We start from the raw sequence: 21906 nt of genomic DNA on the forward strand, positions 1-21906 counted from the left end.
GATGAGCGCCCAGACGAAGACTGAGACGGGCACGACCAGCACCATGCAGGGCGTCTTGCTCCCCGGAGACTCCACCGCGCAGCTGCGCCCACACCCGGTGCCCCGGCCGAGGCCCGGCCAGGTGCTGCTGCGCGTGGGCGCCTCCGGCATCTGCGGTAGCGACATCGGCTACATCTACCGCGGGTACAAGAGCCACAAGGGCCTCGACGGAGCGCCGGCCTACCACGGCGTCATCGCAGGTCACGAGCCCAGCGGCACCGTCCTCGCCGTCGGCGAGGGCGTCACCCGCGTGGCCGAGGGCGACCGCGTGATCGTCTACCACATCGTCGGGTGCGGGGTGTGCCGCAACTGCCGGGCGGGCTACTTCATCAGCTGCAGCGACGAGCAGCGCCGCGAGTCGTACGGCTGGCAGCGCGACGGCGGGCACGCGCCATACCTGCTCGCTGAGGAGTCCACCTGCATCCCGCTGCCCGACGAGCTGTCGCTGGTCGATGGGAGCCTCATCGCCTGCGGCTTCGGCACCGCCTACGAGGGGATGCTGCGCACCGGCATCGGCGGCGCTGACGAGCTCCTGGTGGTGGGACTGGGCCCGGTGGGCCTGGCGGCCGCCATGATCGCGCGCTGCCTCGGCGTGCGCCGCGTCATCGGCGTGGAGCGGACTCCGGAGCGCATCGCTTTCGTAGAGGGCACGGGCCTGGTCGACGACGTCGTCCTCGCGGACGGCTCCGCGGTCGAGAACGTGCTCGCGCTGACCGGCGGTCAGGGGTGCTCGGTGGCCGTCGACGCCTCGGGCAGCGCTCCGGGCCGCTCGGTGGCGCTCGAGGGCGTGGCCGAGTGGGGGCGGGTCTCGCTGCTCGGCGAAGGGGGCCGCCTGGAGACGGAGGTCTCCGACACGCTGTTGCACAAGCACGTGACTGTCCACGCCTCCTGGGTGACGTCCCTGCAGGGCATGGAGGACCTCAGCCTTCTGCTCGCCCGCAGCGGCGTGCACCCGGAGGTGGTGGTCAGCCACCGGTTCGGGTTGGACCAGGCCGACGAGGCCTACCGCCTGGCGGCTTCGGGGGCGGCCGGCAAGGTCGTCATCGTTCCCGAGGTCTCGTGACCAGCGGTCACCAGGACGCCGTCTGCCGGCTGGAGCGCCAGCTCCTCGACGACCTCGAGGTGCTGCACGTCGACACCGGACCGCTCCAGGTGGCGTTCCTGCCGCAGGTCGGTGGCCGGCTCATCTCGCTGCGGGTCGGTGGTGTCGAGGTGGTCTGGCGCAATCCGACGTGGCTGGGCGGGGACCTGGCCCCGGTGCGCCCGCACGCCTCCTGGCCTGAGCCCGACGGCACCATGGGCAGCTGGGTCAACGTCGGCGGCGGCAAGACGTGGCCGGCGCCGCAGGGGTGGTCCGGGCCGGAGGAGTGGGCCGGCCCGCCTGACGCGGTCCTCGATGCCGGGGCGTACGCGCTCGAGGTGGACGAGCGTCCGAGCGGTGCTGTCGCGGTGGACCTCACGAGCGAGACCGACCCCGTCACGGGACTGCAGTGCCGTCGGCGCTTCACCTTCACCCCCGGCGCAGCGCACTTCCACCAGACGGCCAGCCTCACCAACCGCAGCGACCGTCCCGTGCGGTGGGCGGTGTGGGAGGTGGTCCAGGTGGACACACGGCCGACGGCCGCGGGAGCCCGCGGCACCTTCTGGGTGCCGACCTCGGGCGAACCGGAGGTCCATGAGCTGATGGCGGTCGCCGGGCGGCCCCGCACCGAGCCCCTGCGCGGGGGCGTCGTCGTCCCCGCTCAAGACGCCGTCGCCAAGCTGGGCTTTCCGACGGCGAGCGGGGAGGTCCGTTGGGACCGGCCTGATGGTGCGTGGCTGTCGCTCACCACGGAGGTGGCCGACCCAGCGGTCCACCCCGACGGAGGCTGCCCCGTGGAACTGTGGCTGCAGCACCCCCTCCCGGAGCCTCTCGCCGAGCTCAGCGGGCTCCACCCCGACGCCCACCTCGTCGAGATGGAGGTGCTCGGCCCGCTGGTCGACCTCGGACCGGGTGAGACCACCACACTGCACATCAGCTGGCAGGTCGGGCAGCGCCGCAGCGAAGGGGAGTAGCCGCGAGGCTTCCCGCCTCGTCTCCAGCGACTCGCCCTGAGGTTCTGATGGGCGAAAGCGGGTCACCGTCCAGGCAGCCGGCTCCCCTGTGAACAGGGTGTCGATCCAGAGCCGGGGCTGCCGACATCGGTCTGTAGTCGGGGGACGCGACGGCAAGGACCCTGGGTGCCGTGTCCCGACCGCTTCGCGGCGCCAGCCCACCCCGGCTGTCGGACTCCACCAGGACGCTCAGCGGCTCCTGCCGAGCGCATCGACATCGCGCATCTCGTCAGCGCTCAACTCGAAGTCGAAGATGTCGAAGTTGCTCGCGATCCGCTCGCGCTGCGAAGACTTCGGGATGACGACGACGCCGTGCTGGACGTGCCAGCGGATGATCACCTGCTGGACCGTGACGCCGTGCCGGCGGGCAGCCGCGGTCAGCGACAGGGCAGCGAGGTCAGTGCTCTTGAAGGGACTCCATCCTTCAAGCGCCACTCCCCGCTCCGCGTGGGCCGCGACCAGGGACGCATCGAAGAGCCCAGGCCCCCACTTGATCTGGTTGACCGCTGGTGTGACGCCAGTGGCAGCGGTGAGCTCGTCGATCTGGGCGATGCTGTAGTTGCTGACGCCGATAGCCCGCACGAGTCCGTCGGTCCGCGCCTTGATGAACTCCTCCCAGACGTCGGGACGCGCCTGCCCGCCGGGGGGCCAGTGGATGAGCCACAGGTCGAGATGCTCCAGGCCGGCCGCGCGCAGGCTCTCCTCGAGCGTCTTCCGCTCCCGGCCGGCGTTGCCCTGCGGCATCTTCGTGGTGACGAAGACGTCCTCCCGTGCCAGGCCGCTGTCACGGACGGCAGCGCCGACCTGGTCCTCGTTGGCGTAGTAGGTGGCGGTGTCCACGTGCCGGTAGCCGATGTCGAGGGCGTCGCGGACGGCTCGGTAGGCCTGGCCGCCGCTCGACTCCCAGGTCCCCAGCCCGATCAGGGGCATGTCGAGCTGCGTCCCGTCGGTGCCGCTGATGGAGACCACCGGTTGGGACATCGTCGGCTGCCCGTCGTTGCGGTCGTCAGTGCTGCTGGTCATCGTCGTCCGCCCTAGTCGTCTCATCTGTCGTGTTGGTGGCCTCGCCCGAGAGCTGTCGCTGGAGGTCATCTGCGTCGAAGACCGCCCAGAACCGCTCGATGAGCCCGCCGTCGTCGAGCAGGTACAGGTTCATCCCCGACCAGCTGATCTCTCGTCCCGACAGCGACTGTCCGCTGCCGGTCCAGCGAACAGCGGTCGCCGGCCCCGCAGCGAAGACCTCGTCCTCGCGGATCCCGTCGAACCGTCCCCACGTGGGGAGGAAGTCCGTGAGCATCTGCTGGAACGCCGCACGTCCGCGCAGGGCGGGGGCACCCGCCGGGTCCTCGCCGACGGCGTCCGGCGCGAAGCACGCCGCCCACGCCGCGGGGTCGTTGGCGCGCAGAGCCGCGAAGTACCCCTCCACCGACGGTGGTGTCTTCACCGGCTCTCGTCTCGTGCTGCTCATCTGATTCCTCCTCGCAGGGGCTGCTCGGTCGGGTGGCTCAGGCCGCTGACTCAGACGCGCGCTCGGCGGCCGTCCGGGTCACCTCGTCTGAGAAGGCGTCCAGCGCAGCCACCTCGTCCACGGCCAGGTCCACGGTCGCCGAGGCGAGCAGGTCCGCGAGCTGCTCGGGGTTCCTGGCGCTGGCGATCGGCGCGACGACGGTGGGCTTGCTCTGGAGCCAGGCCAGCGCGACCGTCGACAGCGCCACGCCGTGCGCCTGCGCGGTGCGGTCGAGCTGTTCCACCACGCGCAGGCCCTCGTCGGTGAAGTACTTCGCGGTGAACGACTCGCGGTCGCTCCCCGCGAGGTCCTCGCGGGTGCGATACTTGCCGGTGAGGAAACCGCTGGCGAGGGAGAAGTACGGCACGACGCCGAGCTGGTGCTGTGCGGCCACCGGTGCCAGCTGCCCCTCGAACGGCTCCCGGCTGACCAGGTTGTAGTGCGGCTGGAGCGCCACCGGCGCGGCGTAGCCGCTGCCCTGCGCGATGGACACCCACTGCTGGACCCGCTCGGCGCTGTAGTTCGAGAGGCCCACGTATCGGACCTTGCCGGTGTTCACCAGCCCGTCAAAGGCCGCGACCGTCTCGGCGAGGTCGACTTCGGGGTCGTCGAAGTGGGCGTAGTACAGGTCGATGTGGTCGGTCTGCAGCCGGCGCAGCGACGCCTCGGCAGCGGCCCGGACGTTGGTGGCTGACAGGCCGCGGAACTGCGGATGCTGGCTGACCTTGGTGCCGATGACGACGTCGTCGCGCCGGCCACGGGACTTGAGCCAGGAGCCGATGACCGTCTCAGACTCCCCGCCGGAGTGGCCTGGCGCCCAGGCGGAGTACCCGTCGGCGGTGTCGATGAAGTCGCCGCCGCCGGCGACGAAGGCGTCCAGGACCTGGTGGGAGGTCGCCTCGTCGCTGGTCCAGCCGAAGGTGTTACCGCCCAGGGCGAGGGGGAAGACGTCCAGCGCGGATGTTCCGATCGTCGCCATGACGTAGCTCCTGTTCGTAAGGTTGTTGATGTGACGTCGTGAAGGAGGCCGCCAGCTGCGGTCTCGTCGCGGCCTGCGAGTCGTCAGACCGGTGAGGGCGTGGTGCTGCGGCTGGGGCCGTGTCGTCGGTCGTGGCGCGTGGCGGTCAGCCAGCCCACCGCGGAGACAGCCAGGAAGAGCAGGCCTAACCCGGCCACGGCGGGCATCCCACCCCAGCCGAAGGCCGCCGAACCGGCCGCCGCACCCAGGGAGCCGCCGGCGAAGACGGCGACCATGAAGACGGTGTTGGCCTGGGCGCCGCCGTCGGCGTTGGCCTCCAGCACCCGTCCCTGGTTCGCCGACTGCATGCTCTGGCTGGCCAGCGTGAGGGCGAAGGTCGAGAGGGCGAAACCCCAGAGGACGTGGGAGTCCACCACCAGGGTGGCCATGGCCAGTGCCAGGACCAGCAGGCTGAGGCCCACCACTGGCACTGCGCCGAGCCGGGGGACCAGCCGTCCGGCCAGCGGGGTGACGAGGCCCGCTGCCAGGCCCACGAGGCCGAAGAGGCCGGCTTGCGCCACCGACCACCGGTAGGGGGCTGCTTCCAGGTGCAGCACCATCACGGTCCACACCGCGTTGAACGCCGCGAAGGCGAAGAGCTGCATGAGTGCTGACTGGCGCAGCGCGGCAGAGGTTCGCAGACGGCCGACGGTCGCAGCGAGGAGGCGCCCGTAGCCGACGTCGCTGACCAGCTCGACGTGGCTCGGGAGCACTCGGCGGACCAGAGGCACGAGGACCAGGACCAGTACGGCGAAGACCACCGCGACCCACCGCCAGCCCAGCGGGCCCCCCAGGACGCTGGCCAGCACACGTCCACCGAAGATCCCGACCACGAGGGCTCCGACCAGAGCGCTGGTCGTGCGGGCTCGAGCTTCCGGCGGGGACAGTCGACCAGCCGTGGGGATGATGAGCTGGGCGATGTTGGCGACCAGTCCCACAACCAGGAAGCCGACTGCGACGGCCGTCACCCCTGGCAGGGCTGCCGTGAGCAGCATGGCCAGCGCGAGCACGGTCAGCTGGATGCTGATCTGGCGGCGGGGCTGCACGCGGTCAGCCAGTGGCACCAGGAAGAAGATGCCCACCGCGTAGCCCGCCTGGACAGTGGTGGCGATCACGCTGGCCGCAGCTTCGCTCGTGCCGAGTGACCGAGCCAGATCGGTCAGCAGCGGCTGCGGCAGGTAGATGACGCTGACGGCCACTGCGGCGACGACGCACAGGACGAGCAACCGTCGGGACCACGGCAGTTGCTGTGGATCATGCATCTCAGCCTCCGGAGAGATTTCCGACTGGTCAGTAATATTGAAGCACGGGTCAGGGTCGCCCGCGCGAGCGAGCGATACGGCGACCTGCCCCTGAGAGGATGAGGTGTGTCCCCGTACGACCGCGCCGGCACCACTCAGCGCATCCACGCCGCGGCCGAGCGCGAGTTCGCGCTCTACGGGGTCGCCGGGGCGCGGATGGACCGCATTGCTGAGGCGGCGGACGCCGGGAAGGCGCTGATCTACAGCTACTTCGGCAACAAGGAGCAGCTGTTCGCGCAGGTCATCTCCACCCGCCTGACGCAGCTGGCTGAGGCGGTCGAGCTGCAGCCCCGGCGCGTCCCGGAGTACGTCGGCGACCTGTTCGACTTCATGACGTCGCACCCGGACGTGCTGCGCCTGGTCCTCCACGAAGCTGTGCAGTTCGATCCCCGCGAGGCACCTCACCAGGCCCCGCGACGCGAGCACTACGGCAGCAAGGCCGCCGCGGTGGCCGAGGGGCAGCAGCTCGGTCTGGTGGACCCTGCGCTTGAGCCCCGCTTCGTCGTCATGTCACTGATCAGCCTGGTCAGCTGGTACGTCGCTGCGCCTCAGATCACGCAGATGGTCCTCGGTGAGGACACGGCGGAGAGCAGAAGCCGGTACCGCGCTCACCTGGTGGAGCTGGCTCGTCGAGCTGTCGCGCCCCCTCAGTTCAGCTGACCGCGCACGAGAAGGACCGTGTCCGCCGTCGCAGGCGTCGATCGGACGCGGCGCCGATGTTCGCGCTGCCCGTCGACGGCGTGGTGAGACGGATCCCCTCGGACGACGACGAGCTCTGGCCGGTCGTCTTTGCGGCCACCACTGGTCTCCCGTGACCGTCGTCGCCATCTGATCGTCTCGGGAGCCGCCATCAACCAGCAGAGGTTGGAGGGCCGGGTGGGCTGAGCCGGCGGTCGATGAACCACGTCATGAACCCGCAGAGGACGCCACCGATCAGTCCCTGAACCAGGGACCACGGCCATGGTTGGCTGGTGGTCACCGCGATCACGGCCCAGGCCAGCAATGAGCTCACCAGCGTGACGGCGGCGAGGGTGCGCCAGGACATCAGGCGGCGCCGCTGTGGATGCGGCCTGCGGTGAAGACCAGCGGTCGGCCCGCCCGGCCCGCCCCTTCGGCGATGACCTCGGCGATGATCGAGATCGCTGTCTCCTGGGGGGTGCGTGCCCCGATGTCGAGCCCGATGGGGGAGCGCAGGCGTCGCAGGTCGTCCTCCTGCAGGCCGGCCTCGCGCAGCCGGGCCAGTCGGTCGTCGTGAGTCCGCCGTGAGCCCATGGCCCCGATGTAGGCCAGCTGGGGCAGACGTGCAGCCACCTGCAGCACGGGGACGTCGAAGCGCGGGTCGTGCGTGAGGACCGCGATGGCCGTACGAGCGTCCACTCGTCCGGCATCGGCTTCGCGCTGCAGGTAGCGGTGCGGCCAGTCGACGACGACGTCGTGCGCTGCTGGGAAGCGAGTCCGAGAGGTGAAGACGTCACGGGCGTCGCAGACGGTGACGTGGAAGCCCACGAAGCGCCCCGCCTCAGCCAGTGCGGTGGTGAAGTCGACCGCGCCGAAGACGATCAGGCGCGGGGGAGGGCTGGTGGCTTCGATGAAGACCGTCACCTCCTGGTCCAGCGCCTGGCCGTGCGCGCCGCGATGGATCAGCTGGGTGCCGCCCAGCTCCGCCAGGCGGAGTGCCTCGGCGACGACGGCGCGGTCCAGCCCGTCGTCACCCAGCGTGCCGGCTGCGGTGTCGCCGTCGAGCACCAGCTGAGCACCGGCTCCAGGACCGTCGACCACGGTGGCGGTGGCGGTGGCGGTCGAGGTGAGGCGCTCGTGCCACACGGAGGTGCGCGGGTCGACCCGCTGCATGAAGACGGTCAGGCTCCCGCCGCACGACAGTCCCACCTGCATGGCATCGTCGTCGCTGACGCCGTAGGTCGTCGTGGCCGGTCGACCGGTCGCGATGACCTCCTGGCAGCGCATGAAGACGTCGGACTCCACGCAGCCACCGGAGACCGACCCGTAGACCTGTCCGGCAGCGCTGACGGCCATCGCTGCCCCCGCGGGCCGGGGGGCGGAGTTCCACGTGCGGATGACCGTGGCCAGCGCGTAGGGCTGTGCCCATGCGCTGACGTCTTGGCGCCCCTCGGTCAACACGGTGGTCTGGGCCTCACCGCTGGCTCAGTGCGCCCGGGCGGGCACGGCGGTGAGCTTGTCGAAGAGGGAGCCGGCGTTGAGCGTCTGGATGTAATCCATCATGTAGCCCTGGCCGATGTCGACGGGGTAGCGGTCGGCGAAGTTGACCTTCGCGACGACCTCGTCCCTCGTCCAGCCTCGGGCGATGGCGTCGGCCACCGCCGACTTCCACTCGATCAGCACGGCGCGCTGCACGTTGACGTACTCGAGCGTGGTGACCGGTCCGTGGCCCGGGATGACGTGGTCGACGTCCAGAGCCCGCACGCGGTCCAGGGAAGCGATCCACTGGTCGACGTCGGAGGTCATCAGCCAGGTCTGGCAGTCGTTGAAGATCGTGTCTCCGGTGAAGACAACACGCTCCTCGGGGACGTGCACCGCGATCTGGCCGGGGGTGTGGCCGGGGGTGTGAAGCAGGTGGAAGGTGTGGTCACCGACGCGCAGCGTCAGATCGCCGGTGAAGACGAGGTGACCCTTGTTGGGGTCGGCGTAGTACTCCTCCCGCTCGGGGAAGAGGAGCTCGCCGCCGGGGTCGTCCGGGAGGGCTTCGCGGGCGTACTCGAAGGGGTCGAGCTCGGGGTAGACGGTCATGAAGTTGTCGTAGACGCCCTGGTGGTGGACCACCTGGCCGGCGCCCTTGAAGTAGTAGTTGCCGAAGATGTGGTCGACGTGGTGCTCGGTGTTGATGACGTAGCGGATGGGGCCGTGGCCCTCGACCTCCCGCCGCATGGCGACCGCCTTGGTGGGCAGCTGCGGGGTGTCGATGACGACGGTGCCGCTGTTGGTGACGACGAACCCGGGATTGCAGCCGCGCACCTTCGTCTCGGCGAAGGTGCGGGGGGTGATCTGCTCCATCGACGTACCTCTCTGTGCGTCTGGTCCGGTGCGCCTGCTCGGTGGCGACCGGTGTGGTGGTGAGAGCTCAGTACCTGGCCAGCGCAAGGCAGCGGTGCCTCGTCGCAGCTCCGGTGCTGCGCGGGCCGGGTGGATCAGAAGGCTCGGTGTGATCCACCGAGGGTGGGGGAGTGGGGATCAGACGGGCTGGGCGCTGCGCATCACGAGGCCGCCGAAGAACTCGATGTGGGCCCGCATCTCCGAGGAGGCCAGTGCCGGGTCGCGCTGACGCAGGGCGTTGAGGATCGGGCGGTGCATCTCGGCGATCATGTGCAGGTCCCACTCGGCGCGGATGACGCTGATGAGGGTGCCCGTCTCCACGCGCAGCGAGTGCCACTGGTCGAGCAGCACCTCGTTGCCGGCAACTTCGACGATGATCTCGTGGAAGCGGGTGTCGTGGCGCATCTGCGCCCGGGGGTCGCGTTCCACGGCGGCGATGCGCATGCCCTCGACCTCGTCGGCCAGGGCGAGGAGCACGTCGTCGGTGATCCGAGTGGCGGCCTCGCGGCCGGCGAGCTCCTCCAGGCAGGCGCGCACCGGGTACACCTGGCCGAGGCGCTCGGGAGTGATCTCGCGCACCCTGGCGCCCTTGTGGGGCTGGCTCTCGATGAGGTGCATGCCTTCCAGGTCGCGCAGCGCCTCTCGGACGGGGGCCTGGGAGGTGCCGAACTCCTTGGCGATGGCGCTCTCCACGATGCGGTCACCGGGGGCGTAGGTGCCGTCGATGATCCGCTCGAGGATGCGACCTTTGATCTCTTCGCGCAGCACGGTGCGGACGATCTGAGACTCCATGCGCCCTCCTGGTGCCGTTCCATCGATCATCGATGACCGATGCGCGTGGTGTCAATGGTGCACCCTCGAGTGCTGATCTGGGACCAGTGAACCCCACCTGCCTCTGCCGCGCGGCATGGATGCCGCTGGCTCGCGTGGGTCTCGAGCTGCGTAATAGCAGATCAGAGCCCAGTTGACCCCTGATGGGGCATTGGTCAGCGGTCGAACTGTAGCCAGGGGACGGTCAGGAGGGTGCCCGTTCGACGGCTCCCCCCTGGCCGCCTGCAGGGTGCCGAGCTCGCGAGATCCACCCCTTGACAGCCGTACAGCGCCCTGGTGATTATCGATACTCGGCTATCGGTGAACCCGGCTCGCAGCCGGCCCGACCACGATGGAGTGGGTATGAGCGACACCAGCACGCCCCGAGCGACCTTCTTCGGTGACGAGTCCTTCCCCATCACGTGGGAGGACGGGCAGGAGGAGCTGTTCTGGGTCCACGACGACCTGCACATCCCCAACCCGGTCTCCCCGATGTACGCGGACATCGGCGGGTGGTGGCTCAAGTGCGACTACATGTTCCGGCGCTTCGGAACGCCCTTCGCCAGCGACTGGCTGGTCAAGGTCATCAACGGCTACGTCTACACCGCCGCCATCCCGGCGAAGGCGGGCTTGACCGCTGAGGGCTTCGAGTACGGCGCCCGCTACACACCTCGTGTGCCGGTCGACCCGGAGTACGCCAACCAGATCGGCTCCTACCTCGGCTGGACGCTGCCGTACTACGCCGACAACTTCCTCGAGTGGTGGCGCGGCCGACTGCGCCCGGAGATCGAGCGCAACTTCGAGCGCCTCGACGGCTACGACTACGACGGCGCCAGCCTGCTGGAGCTGGCGATCCTGCTCGAGGACGCCATCGACGTCCACGACCGCCACTGGCAGATCCACTGGGTGCTGAACTTCGCCCAGTTCTCCTCCACGACCGCGCTCAACGCCGCCATCACCAAGGCCCGCGGCGAAGGAGACCACTCCGCTCTCATGGGCCGGCTCCAGAGCTCCACGGAGAACCGCAACTGGGACTCCCTGCGCGAGCTGTGGCAGATCAAGGAGAAGGTCAAGAACGACGGCGGCGAGGTCGCAGACGCCTTCGGCAAGGCGACGGCCACCGACGTGCTGGTCGCTCTGCGCGAGACCGAGGCCGGCCGCGCCTTCATCGCCGAGCAGCTGGAGCCCTACCAGGCCGTCTACGGCTACAAGTCCATGTGGGCCCACGAGTTCTCCTTCAAGACCTGGCGCGAGGAGCCCGCCCCGATCGTGGAGGCGGTGCGCGGGTACCTGGAGACCGACTACGACTTCCCCGCCGAGCTCGCCGCCGTCACCGCCGACCTCGAGGCCGCCAAGGCCGAGGTGCTCGAAGGTGTGGCCGAGGGCCCGGCGCGCGAGGAGCTGAGCGCGGCCCTGGCGCTGAGCCTGAAGATGAACCCGCTGACCCCGGACCACCACTTCTACATCGACCAGGGCACCAACGCCCGGGTCCGCCTGGTCCTCATCGCCATCGGGCGCAAGCTCGTCGAGGCCGGCGTGCTGTCCGACCCCGAGGACGTCATGTACCTGCGCTACAACGAGCTGCGGGTGGTCATGGCCGGCGGCTACCCCGGCGACGTCGCCGACCTGGTCTCCGACCGTCGCGACGAGCGCGAGGACGCCTACGAGGTGCGCCCCCGCGACTGGGTCGGCACCGCCACCGAGGAGGCGCTCGCCTTCCCCTACTGGGCGCTGTGGGCCTTCCCGGAGAAGATCGACCGCAAGCCGTCGGAGTCCGACGACATCGTCGTCGGGCTGCCCGCCTCCAGCGGCGTGGTCGAGGGCACCGCACGCGTCGTGCTCTCGCCGGAGCAGTTCGACCAGGTCCAGCGCCGCGACATCATCGTGTGCCGCATGACCTCGCCGGCCTGGGTGGTCCTCTTCACCAAGATCAGCGGCCTGGTCACCGACGCCGGCGGCATGGCCTCCCACCCCGCCGTCGTCTCCCGCGAGTTCTCGCTGCCCGCCGTGGTCGGCACCTCTGACGCCACCCGGCGCATCCAGACCGGCGACCGCATCCGCGTCAACGGCTCCACCGGACAGGTCGAGGTCCTCAGCCGAGCAGGGGAGGACCCCCAGGCCTCCTCGGCCACCAACGCCACCCTCGCGGCGGCCTCGCTGTGACCACCTCGCCCACGACCTCCCCGACGACCGAGAGGAGCGAGCTGGTGGTCTCCACCTCCCAGCCGGACCCCGGGGTCCAGGTCGTCCACCAAGACCTGCCGCTCGTCCTGCCCTTCGACCACGCACGCGCCATCGAGGTGCCTCTCAGCGGAGGCAAGGGGGCCTCGCTCGCCACCATGACCGCGCAGGGCCTGCCCGTCCCGGCCGGGTTCGTCATCACTTCCGCGGCCTTCGCCGCGGCGGTGGACGAAGAGGCGCTGCGCCGGTGCAGCAGGGCCTCGGACATGGCCGGCGCACGAGAGATCGTGGCCGCCGCCCACCCGCCGAGGGAGCTCATCGAGCAGGCCTTCGCCGCGCTCACCGGACCGGTGGCCGTCCGCTCCTCGGCGTGCGCCGAGGACTCCGAGGGTGCGAGCTACGCCGGCCAGCAGGAGACCTACCTCAACGTCACCGGGCTCCCGGACGTGCTGGAGAAGGTCGTGGAGTGCTGGCTGTCCTTCTTCACCGACCGGGCGATCTTCTACCGCACCCAGAAGGGCTCCCTGGACGACGTCGCCATGGCCGTCGTCGTGCAGGAGATGGTGCAGTCGCACAAGTCCGGGGTGATGTTCACGGTCGACCCGGTCCACCAGCGCCGCGACCGGATGGTCGTGGAGGCCGCGTGGGGACTGGGGGAGAACGTCGTCAACGGTGAGATGACGCCTGACCACTTCGCCCTGGACCGCAAGGGCGCCATCAAGCGCACCAAGGCCGTGGCCGAGCCCGTGCTCGTCGAGGAGGAGACCAGGCAGCTGGCTGCACTGGGCAACCAGCTGGCCGACCTGCACGGCTGCCCCCAGGACATCGAGTGGGCCTTCGACGAGGACGGGAAGCTGTACCTGCTGCAGTCCCGCCCCATCACCACGGTCTGAGGCCCGGCGTGCGGTACGTCACCTACACCACCGAGGAGCTCGGGGACGCCTCGCGCGTCGGCTTCCTGGACGGCCAGTCCGTCGTGGACGCCGGCTTCGAGGGCGACATGGTCGCCTTCATCGAGGCCGGTGCGCCGCAGGGCGACACCCGGGAGGTGCCCGGGGCCACGCTGCTGGCACCGCTGCGTCCCCGCAGCCTGCGCGACTTCCTCGCCTTCGAGGGCCACCTCAAGAACGCCTACAGCCGCTTGAACCGGGAGATCCCCGCTGAGTGGTACGAGGTGCCGGCTTGCTACAAGGGCCTGCCAGACACGGTCATCGGGCCCGACGCGCAGATCCCCTGGCCCAGCTACAGCGACCAGCTCGACCACGAGCTGGAGCTCGCCGCCGTCATCGGACGCCCCGGCAAGGACATCAGCGCCCAGGACGCCGAGGCGCACATCTTCGGCTACACGATCTGGAACGACCTGTCCGCCCGCGACACCCAGCGCCGCGAGCTGCCGGTCGGCATGGGCCCGGGCAAGGCCAAGGACTGGGACGGGGCGAACATCCTCGGCCCGTGCCTGGCCACCCCCGACGAGCTCGACCCCAGCGGCGTGCAGCTCACGGTCCGCGTCAACGGGGAGGTGTGGGGGTCCGACACCACCGCCCACATGCACCACACCTTCGCGGCCATGATCGCGTACACGTCCAGAGACCTGACGCTGCGCGCCGGGGAGGTCTTCGGCTCCGGCACCGCCGCCGGGGGCTCCGGCCTGGAGCTGGACCGCTGGGTGCAGCCCGGGGACGTCATCGAGATGGAGGCCGAGGGCATCGGCGTCCTGCGCAACACGGTCGGCCCTCGGCCCTGAGACCTGACGGCACCAGCCGTCGCGCCCGGCACACGGCCGGGAGGAACACCACGAACACCGATCGAGAGGACCCGCACCATGGCATTCGTCGTCGCAGCCATCTGGAAGGCCAAGCCCGGCGAGGAGGGGCGCATCCAGGAGGTCATCAAGACCATGACCCCGCTCTCGCGCGAGGAACCGGGCAACCTGTACTACCAGGCGCAGGTCTCCCCGGAGGACCCCACGAAGTTCTTCCTTTACGAGCAGTACACCTCCGCGCAGGCCTACGACGACCACAAGGCCACCGAGCACTTCCAGAAGCACGTCTTCGGCTACGCCATCGAGTACCTCGAGGCCCGCGAGGTAGCCACCTACGAGACGATCGATGTCTGAGAAGCCCTCGGCCGTGCCGCAGCAGCTCCTGCTGCTGCGGCACGGCCAGGTCGCGTCCCACCGAGGTGACGTCCCCGTCACCGACGAGGGCCTGGTGACCGCCCGCGAGGTCGGGCGGCACCTGGCCGAGCGCGGACTGCCGCTGAACCTGCTGTGCGGCAGCACCCGGCGCACCCGCGAGACCGCGGAGGCGATCGCGCAGGGCGCCCGCTCCGCCGGAGCGCGGGTCCTGGGACCTCAGGTGGCTGCTGGCCTGCGCAACCCCGACCTGTACCTGGCAGGCGCCCGGGTCGACATGGTCTCCAGCGCTGAGGCCTTCACGGCCCAGGTGCCGGACCTGGATGTCGAGACCGTCACCAACAGCGCCTTCTACGAGAAGTGGCTGGTCTCCGGTGACCGGGTTGGCTGGTGGCTGGACCACCCGTCACCGCCCGGGGACGACGGTCACGACGTGGTCCGACGCGTGCGCCGCTTCGCCGCGAGCCTGGCCGACCTGCCGGCCGAGGTCCTGACCGTCGGCGTCACCCACTCACCCGTGCTGCGCGCCTGCCTGCGGGACGTCACCGGCGAGGACGCCGGCGAGCCCGCCTGGGTGGCCGGGCTGGAGGGGCGCGTCGAAGTCGACCGCACCGTCCACCTGCGGCCGCTCCTGCAGGCGCCCACCGGCTCTGCCGCAACCCCCGGGTGAGTCGCCGTCCTTCCACCGAGCGCGTGCACCCGCAGCGCTGAGCACTCCGAAGACCACAGCCCGCGGCCGAGTGAGCAATCCCCTCGCACCGCGCCGAGCACCCGGGAGAAGCGATGACCACCACGACCACCACCAGCAGCACCGGCCGGAACGACAGCCTGAGCCTGACCACGGTCAACCCCGCCACGGGGGAGGCGCTGCAGACGTACCCCACGCACTCCAGCGCCGACGTGGAGGATGTGCTGGCCGCTGTCCACGCCACCCAGCCCGCCTGGGCCGCCCGTCCGCTGGCTGAGCGCGCCGAGGTGCTGGCCCGGGCCGCTGTGCTCCTGCGCGAGCAACGCCAACCCCTTGCCGAGCTCATGGTCGCCGAGATGGGCAAGCCGGTCGGGGAGGCGCTGGCCGAGGTGGACAAGTGCGCCTGGGTCTGCGAGTACTACGCCGAGACCGGGCCCGAGGTGCTCGCCGACCAGGAGGTCAGCACGGGCGCGCGCCGCAGCTGGGTCAGCTACGAGCCGCTCGGCGTGGTCCTGGCGGTGATGCCGTGGAACTTCCCCTACTGGCAGGTCTTCCGCTTCGCGGCCCCCACGCTGCTGGCGGGGAACACCGCGCTGCTGAAGCACTCCCCGAACGTCACGGGCTGCGCGCTCGCCGTCGAGCGGCTCCTGCGCGAGGCTGGCGCCCCTGAGCAGGCCTTCCGCACCCTCGTCATCGCCGAGCCGGAGGTCCCGGCGGCCACCGAGGCCCTGCTGGCTGACGACCGTGTCGCGGCCGTCAGCCTCACCGGCAGCGAGCGCGCTGGTGCAGCGGTGGCCGCCGCCGCGGGACGCAGCATCAAGAAGAGCCTGCTGGAGCTGGGCGGCTCGGACCCCTTCGTCGTGCGCGCGGACGCCGACCTCGACGTCGTCGTCGCCTCCGCGGTCAAGGCCCGCTTCATCAACTCCGGGCAGAGCTGCCTGGCGGCCAAGCGCTTCATCGTCCACCGCGACGTTGCGGAGGACTTCATCGAGCGCTTCACCGCCGCCGTCGCCGACCTCACCGTGGGTGACCCGTCCGACCCCGCGACCGCGGTGGGACCGATGGCCCGCGCGGACCTGCTGGACGCCCTGGACCGCCAGGTGGCGGAGTCCGTGGCCAAGGGCGCCGAGGTCCGGACCGGCGGGCACCGCCTGGACCGGCCCGGCTCGTTCTACGCCCCCACCGTCGTCGTCGGTGTGAGCCCGGACGTGCCGGTGATGGCTGAGGAGACCTTCGGCCCGGTGGCGGCTGTCGCGGTCGTCGAGGACGACGACGAGGCCGTCGCCGTTGCCCAGGCCACCCGGTACGGCCTAGCCGCCAGCGTCTGGAGCCGCGACGAGCAGGCTGCGCTGGCCGTGGGCAAGCGCATCACCTCCGGGGCCCTGTTCGTCAACGCCGTCGTCGCCTCCGACCCCCGGTTGCCCTTCGGCGGCACCAAGCGCAGCGGGTACGGACGCGAACTTGGGTCTGCCGGTGCCGTGGAGTTCACCAACGCCCGGACCTACTACGTCGGGGCCGGCGCTGCACCGACCGGCCCCGCCACGGAGTGACGGACGACCGTGCTGCCCTTCCGCTACGCGCGCCCCGGCTCAGTGGCCGAGGCGCTCCAGCTGCGCCAGGACCACCCCGACTCCCGCTACCTGGCCGGGGGCACCGACCTGACGGTGGGGCTGCGCGACGGCAAGGTGCGACCTGACCTGCTCATCGACATCAAGCGCCTCGACGACCTCGCCCCGGGCATCACCGAGACCGACGACGGCGGGCTGCACATCAGCGCCACGACCCGGATGACCGAGGTCGGCGCCCACCCCCGGGTGCGCGCCCACTACCCGGCTCTGGTGGAGGCCGCCAACATCGTGGGGTCCATCCAGATCCGCAACCGCGCCACCATCGCCGGCAACAGCTGCACCGCGTCCCCGGCGGCCGACACGGTTCCCCCGTTGTCGGTCTACGGGGCCTCGGTCGTCATGCAGGGACCTGCGGGACGTCGCGAGCTGGAGCTGGTGGACTACATCACTGGGCCCCGGCGCACAGAGCTCGCCGCTGACGAGATGGTCGTCGGGATGCGACTGCCGGCTCCGCGCCACCCCCGCGGCAGCGCCTTCGCCCGCCTCACCCGACGCCGCGGGGTGGACCTCGCGACCATCAACCTCGCGTGCAGCGCCAGCGAGGACGGCGAGGTCGTCTTCGCCTACGGCGCCGTCGCGCCGCGCCCGCTGCTGGTGCGCGACACCAGCGGCACGCTCATCGACCCCGAATCCTCACCGAGCGCCAAGGACGCTGTGCTGGCCGAGATGGCCGCCCACGCCTCACCCATCACCGACGTGCGCGCCACCGCCGAGTACCGCGCGGCGATGCTGCTCGTCCTCAGCCGGCGCGCACTGGCCTCAGCCACCACCCGACTCAGGGAGTCACCGCAGTGAACCCCACCACCGCGCCGCCCACCGCCACGCCGACTGGTGAGGACCACCAGGTGCAGCTGCGCGTCAACGGCACTCCCCACACCATCCGCGTGCCCGCCCACACCGCGCTGCTGGACGCGCTGCGCGACAGCTGCGGCCTGACCGGGTCCAAGCAGTGCTGCGCGGTGGGGGAGTGCGGTGCGTGCACCGTCAGCGTCGACGGGCGGACCGTCAACTCCTGCCTGGTCCTGGCCGTCGAGGTCGACGGCTCCGACGTCATCACCGCCGAAGGCCTCGCGCCCTCCGGGGAGCTGAACCACGTCCAGCAGGCCTTCCTCGACCACGGCGCCGTCCAGTGCGGCTTCTGCATCCCCGGCATGGTCGTCTCGGCCCAGGCGATCATCGAGCGCAACCCCGACCCGGACATCGAGGACATCCGCAACGGGCTGTCGGGCAACCTGTGCCGCTGTGCCGGCTACAACCGCATGTTCGCCGCTGTGCTGGACGCGGCCGAGCGCACCCGGCGCCAGTGCGGCACCGGCGCCGGTGGCTGCTCAGGTGCCGCAGCGCCGGCCGTCGCGGCGGCCGAGGCCGCCGAGCAACCGGCCCACGGCGACCTCGATGACGACCTGGACAAGCACCCGTCCTCCGCGTCGCGGACCGCCGCGGCCGAGGGCGGGCCGGTGCGGTCATGAGCACGCGAGAGGGAGGCGCCGGCGTCACCACCGGGGCGGGGTCAGCGGTCAGCGACGGCCCCTCGGTGGGCACCCACGCCCGCCGCATCGGGGGACGTGAGCGGGTCACCGGCACCCAGCAGTTCGTGGCCGACATCCGGCTGGAGGGGATGCTGCACGTCAAGCTCGTCACCCTCGACGTCGGACGGGCGCGCATCACCAGCATCGACGCCAGCGCCGCGCTCGCCCTGCCGGGAGTGGTCGACGTCCTGACCCCTGCCGACCTGCCGCAGCCGGTGCCGCGCTTCGGGCCGGCCTACCAGGACCGACCGGTCCTCGCCGACGGTGAGACCAGCTACCACGGCGAACCCGTCGCCGCCGTGGCCGCGGAGACCGAGGCGATCGCCGAGCAGGCGGTCGCGCTCGTCCGCGTGGAGTTCGAAGAGCTGCCCGCGGTCACCACCGTCGAGGCGGCGCTGGCAGACGGTGCGCCGCTGGTGCAGGCACCGCACGTGCGTCCCGCGGGAGACCCCCTGGCGCACACCAACGTGCTCAAGGAGCGTCACTACGGCTGGGGCGACGTCGACGAGGCTGAGCGCGGCGCCGATGTCGTGGTTGAGAACACCTACCGCTTCCCGATGGTCACGCACTTCGCCATCGAGCCGCACGGCTTCATCGCCGACGTCACCCCCGACGACGGCATCCGCCTGTGGAGCCCCGTGCAGCACCCCTACCTCCTGCAGAAGATGATGGCGGACCTCTTCGACCGCCCCCTCACGCAGGTCCGCGTCTTCGCCCCGGACCCCGGCGGCGGCTTCGGGGGCAAGCAGAACCCCAAGCTCGAGCCGGTGCTGATCCACCTGGCCATGCGCACCGGCCGGCCGTGCCGGCTCATCCTCACCCTGGAGGAGACCTTCCAGGCGGTGCGCCGGGCGGCCACCCGCGTGCACGTGCGGACCGGCTTCACCCGGGAGGGACGCCTGGTCTTCCAGGACCTGGACGCCGAGTACCTCATCGGCGCCTACGCCGACATCGCCGAGCGAGTCATGACCAAGAGCGCCTACCTGGCGTGCGGCCCCTACCGCGTGCCCACCGCGCGCATCCGGGGCCGGGCGGTGCTCTCGCACACCACGCCGTCCACCGCCTTCCGCGGCTTCGGCACCCCGCAGATGAACTGGGCCGTGGAGTCGCAGATGGACGCCGGGGCGCGCGCGCTCGGCCTCGACGGCCTGCAGATCCGCATGCTCAACCTCGCCGGGCGCGGGGACGAGGTGGTCAAGGACGACTTCCCGGCTGACGGGGACTGGCCCGAGACTCTGCGCAGGGCCGCTGACCTGCTGGGCTGGAACACCCCCACCCCTCCCGGTCGGGGGCGCGGCATCGCCGTCGGCATCAAGTCCGGCGCCACCACGGGCCTGTCGAACGCCACCGTCCGCTTGCTGGCCGACGGCAGCGTCATCGTCTACGCCGGGACCTCCGACATGGGCCAGGGCGCCCGCACCATCTACGCCCAGCTCGCGGCGGACCAGCTCGGTGCACCGCTGGAGAAGGTCACCGTGGTCATGGGTGACACCGCCGTCGTCCCTTTCGACCTGCAGACCTCCGCCAGCCGGTCGACCGTGTTCATGGGCACGGCCATCACTCGCGCCTGCGACGACATCCACGCCCAGTTGCGAGAGCTGGCCGCCGATCTGCGTGGAGTGGACGAGGACGACGTGCGCGTCGAGGGCGGCACCGTGCACCTACCCGGTGAGTCGCTGCCCATCACGGCCTTCGTGCGGGTGGGGCTGGGACGCTGGAACGGCGAGCTGATCGGCAACGGCCGGATGCGCAAGCCGCACATGGCCGACCACCCCCTGGGTGGTACCCCGGCGTTCTTCGAGTTCAACTGCACGGCCTTCGAGGTCGAGGTGGACGTCGAGACAGGGGAGGTGCTGATGCACCAGCACGTCACCGTCAGCGATGTCGGAAAGGCGCTGAACCCGCTCCAGGTAGAGATGCAGGACGAGGGCGCCGCGATCATGGGCCTGGGCCACTCGCTGATGGAGCACGTCATCCTCGACGAGCACGGCCGGATCAGGAACCTCGGGGCTCTGGACTACCGCATCCCGACCACCAAGGACGTGCCGCTCCGCCTGGTGACAGGGATGGTGGAGAACCTCGACGGACCCGGACCGCACGGCGCCAAGGGCGTCAGCGAGGGCGCGCTGCTGTGCACCGCCCCGGCGCTGTCGGCCGCGGTCACTGACGCGACCGGCGCCGTCTTCACCGAGCTCCCCATGACGCCCGAGCGGGTCTGGCGCGCCGTGCGCGACCAGGTGCAGGAGCGCGTGAGCTCCTCGTGAGACGACCGTGGGGCCAGCGGGTGACCGCTGGCCCCACGGGGTCCCCTCCGCCGGGGCGGGGTGGTTCAGGCGTGCGGCTGGCCGGTGGAGGCGCTGGTGCCGCCGTCGACCGGCAGCACCGCGCCGGTGATGTAGGCCGCGGCCTCGCTGGCCAGGAAGAGGACGGCGGGGGCGATGTCCTCCGGCTCCCCGGGGCGTGCGAGGGCGATCCGGTTGATGAACGGCGCCAGGGACTCCTCGTCGTCGCCCATGCCGGCGGTCAGCTCGGTGCGGGTGAAGGCCGGGGCGACGGCGTTGAGCCGCACCCCGCGTCCGCCCCAGTCCAGCGCCAGGGACCTGACGAAGTTGGTGATGGCGGCCTTGGAGGCGTTGTAGGCCGACTGGCCCCAGTCGCCGCGCTCACCGGAGACCGAGGAGACCGCGACGAGGTTGCCGCCGGAGCGCTCCAGGTGGGGGAGGGTGGCCTTGGCGAGGTGGAAGAAGCCGTCGACGTTGGTGGCGCGCAGGGCGGCCCACTCCTCGTCGTCGAGGTCGGTGATCTCGCCGGAGGCGTAGGCGGCGGCGTTGCTGACGACGACGTCGAGGTGGCCGAGGTCGTCGACCACGCCCTGGACGAGCGCGCGAACCTGGGCGCCGTCGGAGACGTCGGCCACCCGCGCCACGGCCCGGTCTGACGGGTATCCCTTGAGCGCCTGCTCGAGGCGTTCCTTGCGCCTGCCGGTGATGACGACGGTGGCGCCGGCGTCGAGGAAGGCGTGCGTGATGGCCTGCCCGATGCCCGTGCCGCCGCCGGTGACGAGCACCACCGCACCGGTGAAGTCGTAGGTCGTGCGTCCCATGTCCGCCCTTCGGATCGATCGCTGGTCGAGTGCTGGCCCTGCGCGGTGCTGGGACGGCTCAGACGAGGCGCGCTCCGCCGTCGAGGTCCAGCACGGTTCCGGTGACCTGCGGGTTGGTGAGCAGGAACAGCACGGCGTCAGCGGCGTCCTCGGGCTGGCCGATCCGCCCCACGGGCAGCGAAGAGGCCGTCTCGGCGTAGAACTCCTCGCGCTCCTTCTCCTCCATGTGCGCCCACGACGCCGTTTCGAAGACCCCCGGGTTGAGCACGTTGACGCGCACGGGGGCCAGCTCCACTGCGAGGGAGCGGCCGAGGCCCTCGACGCCGGCGTTGGCCGCGGTCACTGCGGCGGTGCCGGGGCCGGGGCGCACCGAGGCGACTCCGGAGAACAGCACGACGCTCGCGTGCTCGCTCAGCGCCGGCGCGAGGCGGTGCACGGCGTTCCAGTACCCGAGGAGCTTGCCGTCGACGGTGCCGGCGGCGTCCGAGGCGGGGAAGTCGCGGAAGGGGCGGTACGTCAGGCCCGCGGCGCTGAGCACCAGGTGATCCACGGTCGGGACGGCTTCCACGAGCTCGTCCAGACCGTCGGGGGTGGTGACGTCGGCCCGGACCAGCCGCACGCCGGCGGCCTTGAGGTCCGCCGCGGCGGAGCTGCCTTCGGGGTCGCGGCTCGTGGTCACCACGGTCGAGCCTGCGGCGAGCAGGGCGTCGACCACGGCGCGGCCCATGCCGCTGGTGCCGCCGATCACCACGGACGTGCGGCCGGTCAGGTCTCGGGTCATGGGAGTCGCCTCTTCTTCTGGACG

General features: G+C 71.1%; 21 protein-coding genes. 12 read left to right on the forward strand and 9 right to left on the reverse strand.

All coding sequences use genetic code 11. The annotated features are described in order from the left end of the window. Position 1: 1 nt before the first annotated feature. Together FHN55_RS15945 and FHN55_RS15950 are read left to right on the forward strand one after the other, a co-directional pair. Complete coding sequence (locus FHN55_RS15945) at positions 2-1102, forward strand: zinc-binding dehydrogenase (protein WP_218974728.1); 1101 nt, start codon at positions 2-4, stop codon at positions 1100-1102. After that, on the forward strand, positions 1099-2094 hold the full coding sequence (locus FHN55_RS15950) for a DUF4380 domain-containing protein (RefSeq protein WP_139713320.1): 996 nt from the start codon (positions 1099-1101) through the stop codon (positions 2092-2094). The genes FHN55_RS15945 and FHN55_RS15950 overlap by 4 nt, the downstream gene beginning before the upstream one ends. Positions 2095-2322: 228 nt before the next feature. Here the strand turns inward: FHN55_RS15950 and FHN55_RS15955 are convergent, their stop codons facing one another. The 4 genes from FHN55_RS15955 to FHN55_RS15970 all read right to left on the reverse strand — a co-directional run bounded on the left by FHN55_RS15955 (position 2323) and on the right by FHN55_RS15970 (position 6067). Further along, a complete protein-coding gene (locus FHN55_RS15955; protein ID WP_218974729.1) occupies positions 2323-3156 on the reverse strand; it encodes an aldo/keto reductase in 834 nt (277 codons plus the stop codon). Beyond that, positions 3140-3601: a nuclear transport factor 2 family protein gene (locus tag FHN55_RS15960; RefSeq protein WP_139713321.1), complete on the reverse strand. Its 462-nt coding sequence runs from the start codon at positions 3599-3601 to the stop codon at positions 3140-3142. Before FHN55_RS15960 ends, FHN55_RS15955 begins: the two co-directional genes overlap by 17 nt. 37 nt (positions 3602-3638) lie before the next feature. After that, the gene (locus tag FHN55_RS15965) at positions 3639-4619 is read right to left on the reverse strand and encodes an aldo/keto reductase (protein WP_139713322.1); all 981 of its coding nucleotides are present in this window, start codon (positions 4617-4619) and stop codon (positions 3639-3641) included. A gap of 83 nt (positions 4620-4702) precedes the next feature. Then, on the reverse strand, positions 4703-6067 hold the full coding sequence (locus tag FHN55_RS15970; RefSeq protein WP_218974730.1) for an MFS transporter: 1365 nt from the start codon (positions 6065-6067) through the stop codon (positions 4703-4705). Between FHN55_RS15970 and FHN55_RS15975 the strand changes: the two genes are divergently transcribed. Then, entirely contained in the window at positions 6026-6619 is a 594-nt protein-coding gene (locus FHN55_RS15975) for a TetR family transcriptional regulator (protein WP_139713323.1), read from the forward strand. The two genes, FHN55_RS15970 and FHN55_RS15975, sit on opposite strands and share 42 nt — an antisense overlap. Before the next feature lie 384 nt (positions 6620-7003). On the opposite strand, the gene FHN55_RS15980 is transcribed toward FHN55_RS15975, so the two are convergent. From FHN55_RS15980 to FHN55_RS15990, 3 genes are all read right to left on the reverse strand, one after another. Then, positions 7004-8095 carry an XdhC family protein gene (locus tag FHN55_RS15980; protein ID WP_257571056.1) on the reverse strand — a complete coding sequence of 364 codons (1092 nt, stop codon included), beginning with the start codon at positions 8093-8095 and terminating at the stop codon, positions 7004-7006. Positions 8096-8122: 27 nt separating this feature from the next. Next, positions 8123-8989, reverse strand: a complete 867-nt coding sequence (locus tag FHN55_RS15985; RefSeq protein ID WP_139713324.1) for an MBL fold metallo-hydrolase — start codon at positions 8987-8989, stop codon at positions 8123-8125. Positions 8990-9166: 177 nt separating this feature from the next. Beyond that, the gene (locus FHN55_RS15990) at positions 9167-9820 is read right to left on the reverse strand and encodes a GntR family transcriptional regulator (RefSeq protein WP_218974731.1); all 654 of its coding nucleotides are present in this window, start codon (positions 9818-9820) and stop codon (positions 9167-9169) included. A gap of 381 nt (positions 9821-10201) precedes the next feature. On the opposite strand from FHN55_RS15990, the gene FHN55_RS15995 reads away from it, so the two are divergent. The 9 genes from FHN55_RS15995 (at position 10202) to FHN55_RS16035 (ending at position 20262) form a co-directional block, all read left to right on the forward strand. Beyond that, positions 10202-12001, forward strand: coding sequence for a PEP-utilizing enzyme (locus FHN55_RS15995; protein WP_139713326.1), 1800 nt, complete (start codon positions 10202-10204; stop codon positions 11999-12001). A 44-nt stretch (positions 12002-12045) separates the two neighbouring features. Further along, positions 12046-12912, forward strand: coding sequence for a PEP/pyruvate-binding domain-containing protein (locus FHN55_RS16000; RefSeq protein WP_218974732.1), 867 nt, complete (start codon positions 12046-12048; stop codon positions 12910-12912). A gap of 8 nt (positions 12913-12920) precedes the next feature. Continuing rightward, positions 12921-13763, forward strand: a complete 843-nt coding sequence (locus tag FHN55_RS16005; RefSeq protein ID WP_139713327.1) for a fumarylacetoacetate hydrolase family protein — start codon at positions 12921-12923, stop codon at positions 13761-13763. A 78-nt stretch (positions 13764-13841) separates the two neighbouring features. After that, positions 13842-14135 (forward strand): putative quinol monooxygenase, encoded by a 294-nt coding sequence (locus FHN55_RS16010; RefSeq protein ID WP_139713328.1) that lies wholly within the window; start codon positions 13842-13844, stop codon positions 14133-14135. After that, complete coding sequence (locus FHN55_RS16015; protein ID WP_139713329.1) at positions 14128-14823, forward strand: histidine phosphatase family protein; 696 nt, start codon at positions 14128-14130, stop codon at positions 14821-14823. Before FHN55_RS16010 ends, FHN55_RS16015 begins: the two co-directional genes overlap by 8 nt. Positions 14824-14936: 113 nt before the next feature. Next, positions 14937-16391: an NAD-dependent succinate-semialdehyde dehydrogenase gene (locus FHN55_RS16020; protein ID WP_139713330.1), complete on the forward strand. Its 1455-nt coding sequence runs from the start codon at positions 14937-14939 to the stop codon at positions 16389-16391. Between the two features lie 9 nt (positions 16392-16400). After that, complete coding sequence (locus FHN55_RS16025) at positions 16401-17264, forward strand: xanthine dehydrogenase family protein subunit M (protein ID WP_139713331.1); 864 nt, start codon at positions 16401-16403, stop codon at positions 17262-17264. Continuing rightward, entirely contained in the window at positions 17261-17938 is a 678-nt protein-coding gene (locus tag FHN55_RS16030) for a (2Fe-2S)-binding protein (protein ID WP_139713332.1), read from the forward strand. The genes FHN55_RS16025 and FHN55_RS16030 overlap by 4 nt, the downstream gene beginning before the upstream one ends. Beyond that, entirely contained in the window at positions 17935-20262 is a 2328-nt protein-coding gene (locus FHN55_RS16035; RefSeq protein WP_139713333.1) for a xanthine dehydrogenase family protein molybdopterin-binding subunit, read from the forward strand. Before FHN55_RS16030 ends, FHN55_RS16035 begins: the two co-directional genes overlap by 4 nt. A 65-nt stretch (positions 20263-20327) precedes the next feature. Here the strand turns inward: FHN55_RS16035 and FHN55_RS16040 are convergent, their stop codons facing one another. Together FHN55_RS16040 and FHN55_RS16045 are read right to left on the reverse strand one after the other, a co-directional pair. Next, on the reverse strand, positions 20328-21101 hold the full coding sequence (locus FHN55_RS16040) for an SDR family NAD(P)-dependent oxidoreductase (protein WP_139713334.1): 774 nt from the start codon (positions 21099-21101) through the stop codon (positions 20328-20330). 58 nt (positions 21102-21159) lie between these two features. Continuing rightward, positions 21160-21882 carry an SDR family oxidoreductase gene (locus FHN55_RS16045; RefSeq protein WP_180357886.1) on the reverse strand — a complete coding sequence of 241 codons (723 nt, stop codon included), beginning with the start codon at positions 21880-21882 and terminating at the stop codon, positions 21160-21162. Positions 21883-21906: the final 24 nt, after the last annotated feature.

Origin of the sequence: Streptomyces sp. NP160, assembly GCF_006335115.1 — a bacterium.
Classification (GTDB): Bacteria; Actinomycetota; Actinomycetes; order Actinomycetales; family Quadrisphaeraceae; genus Quadrisphaera.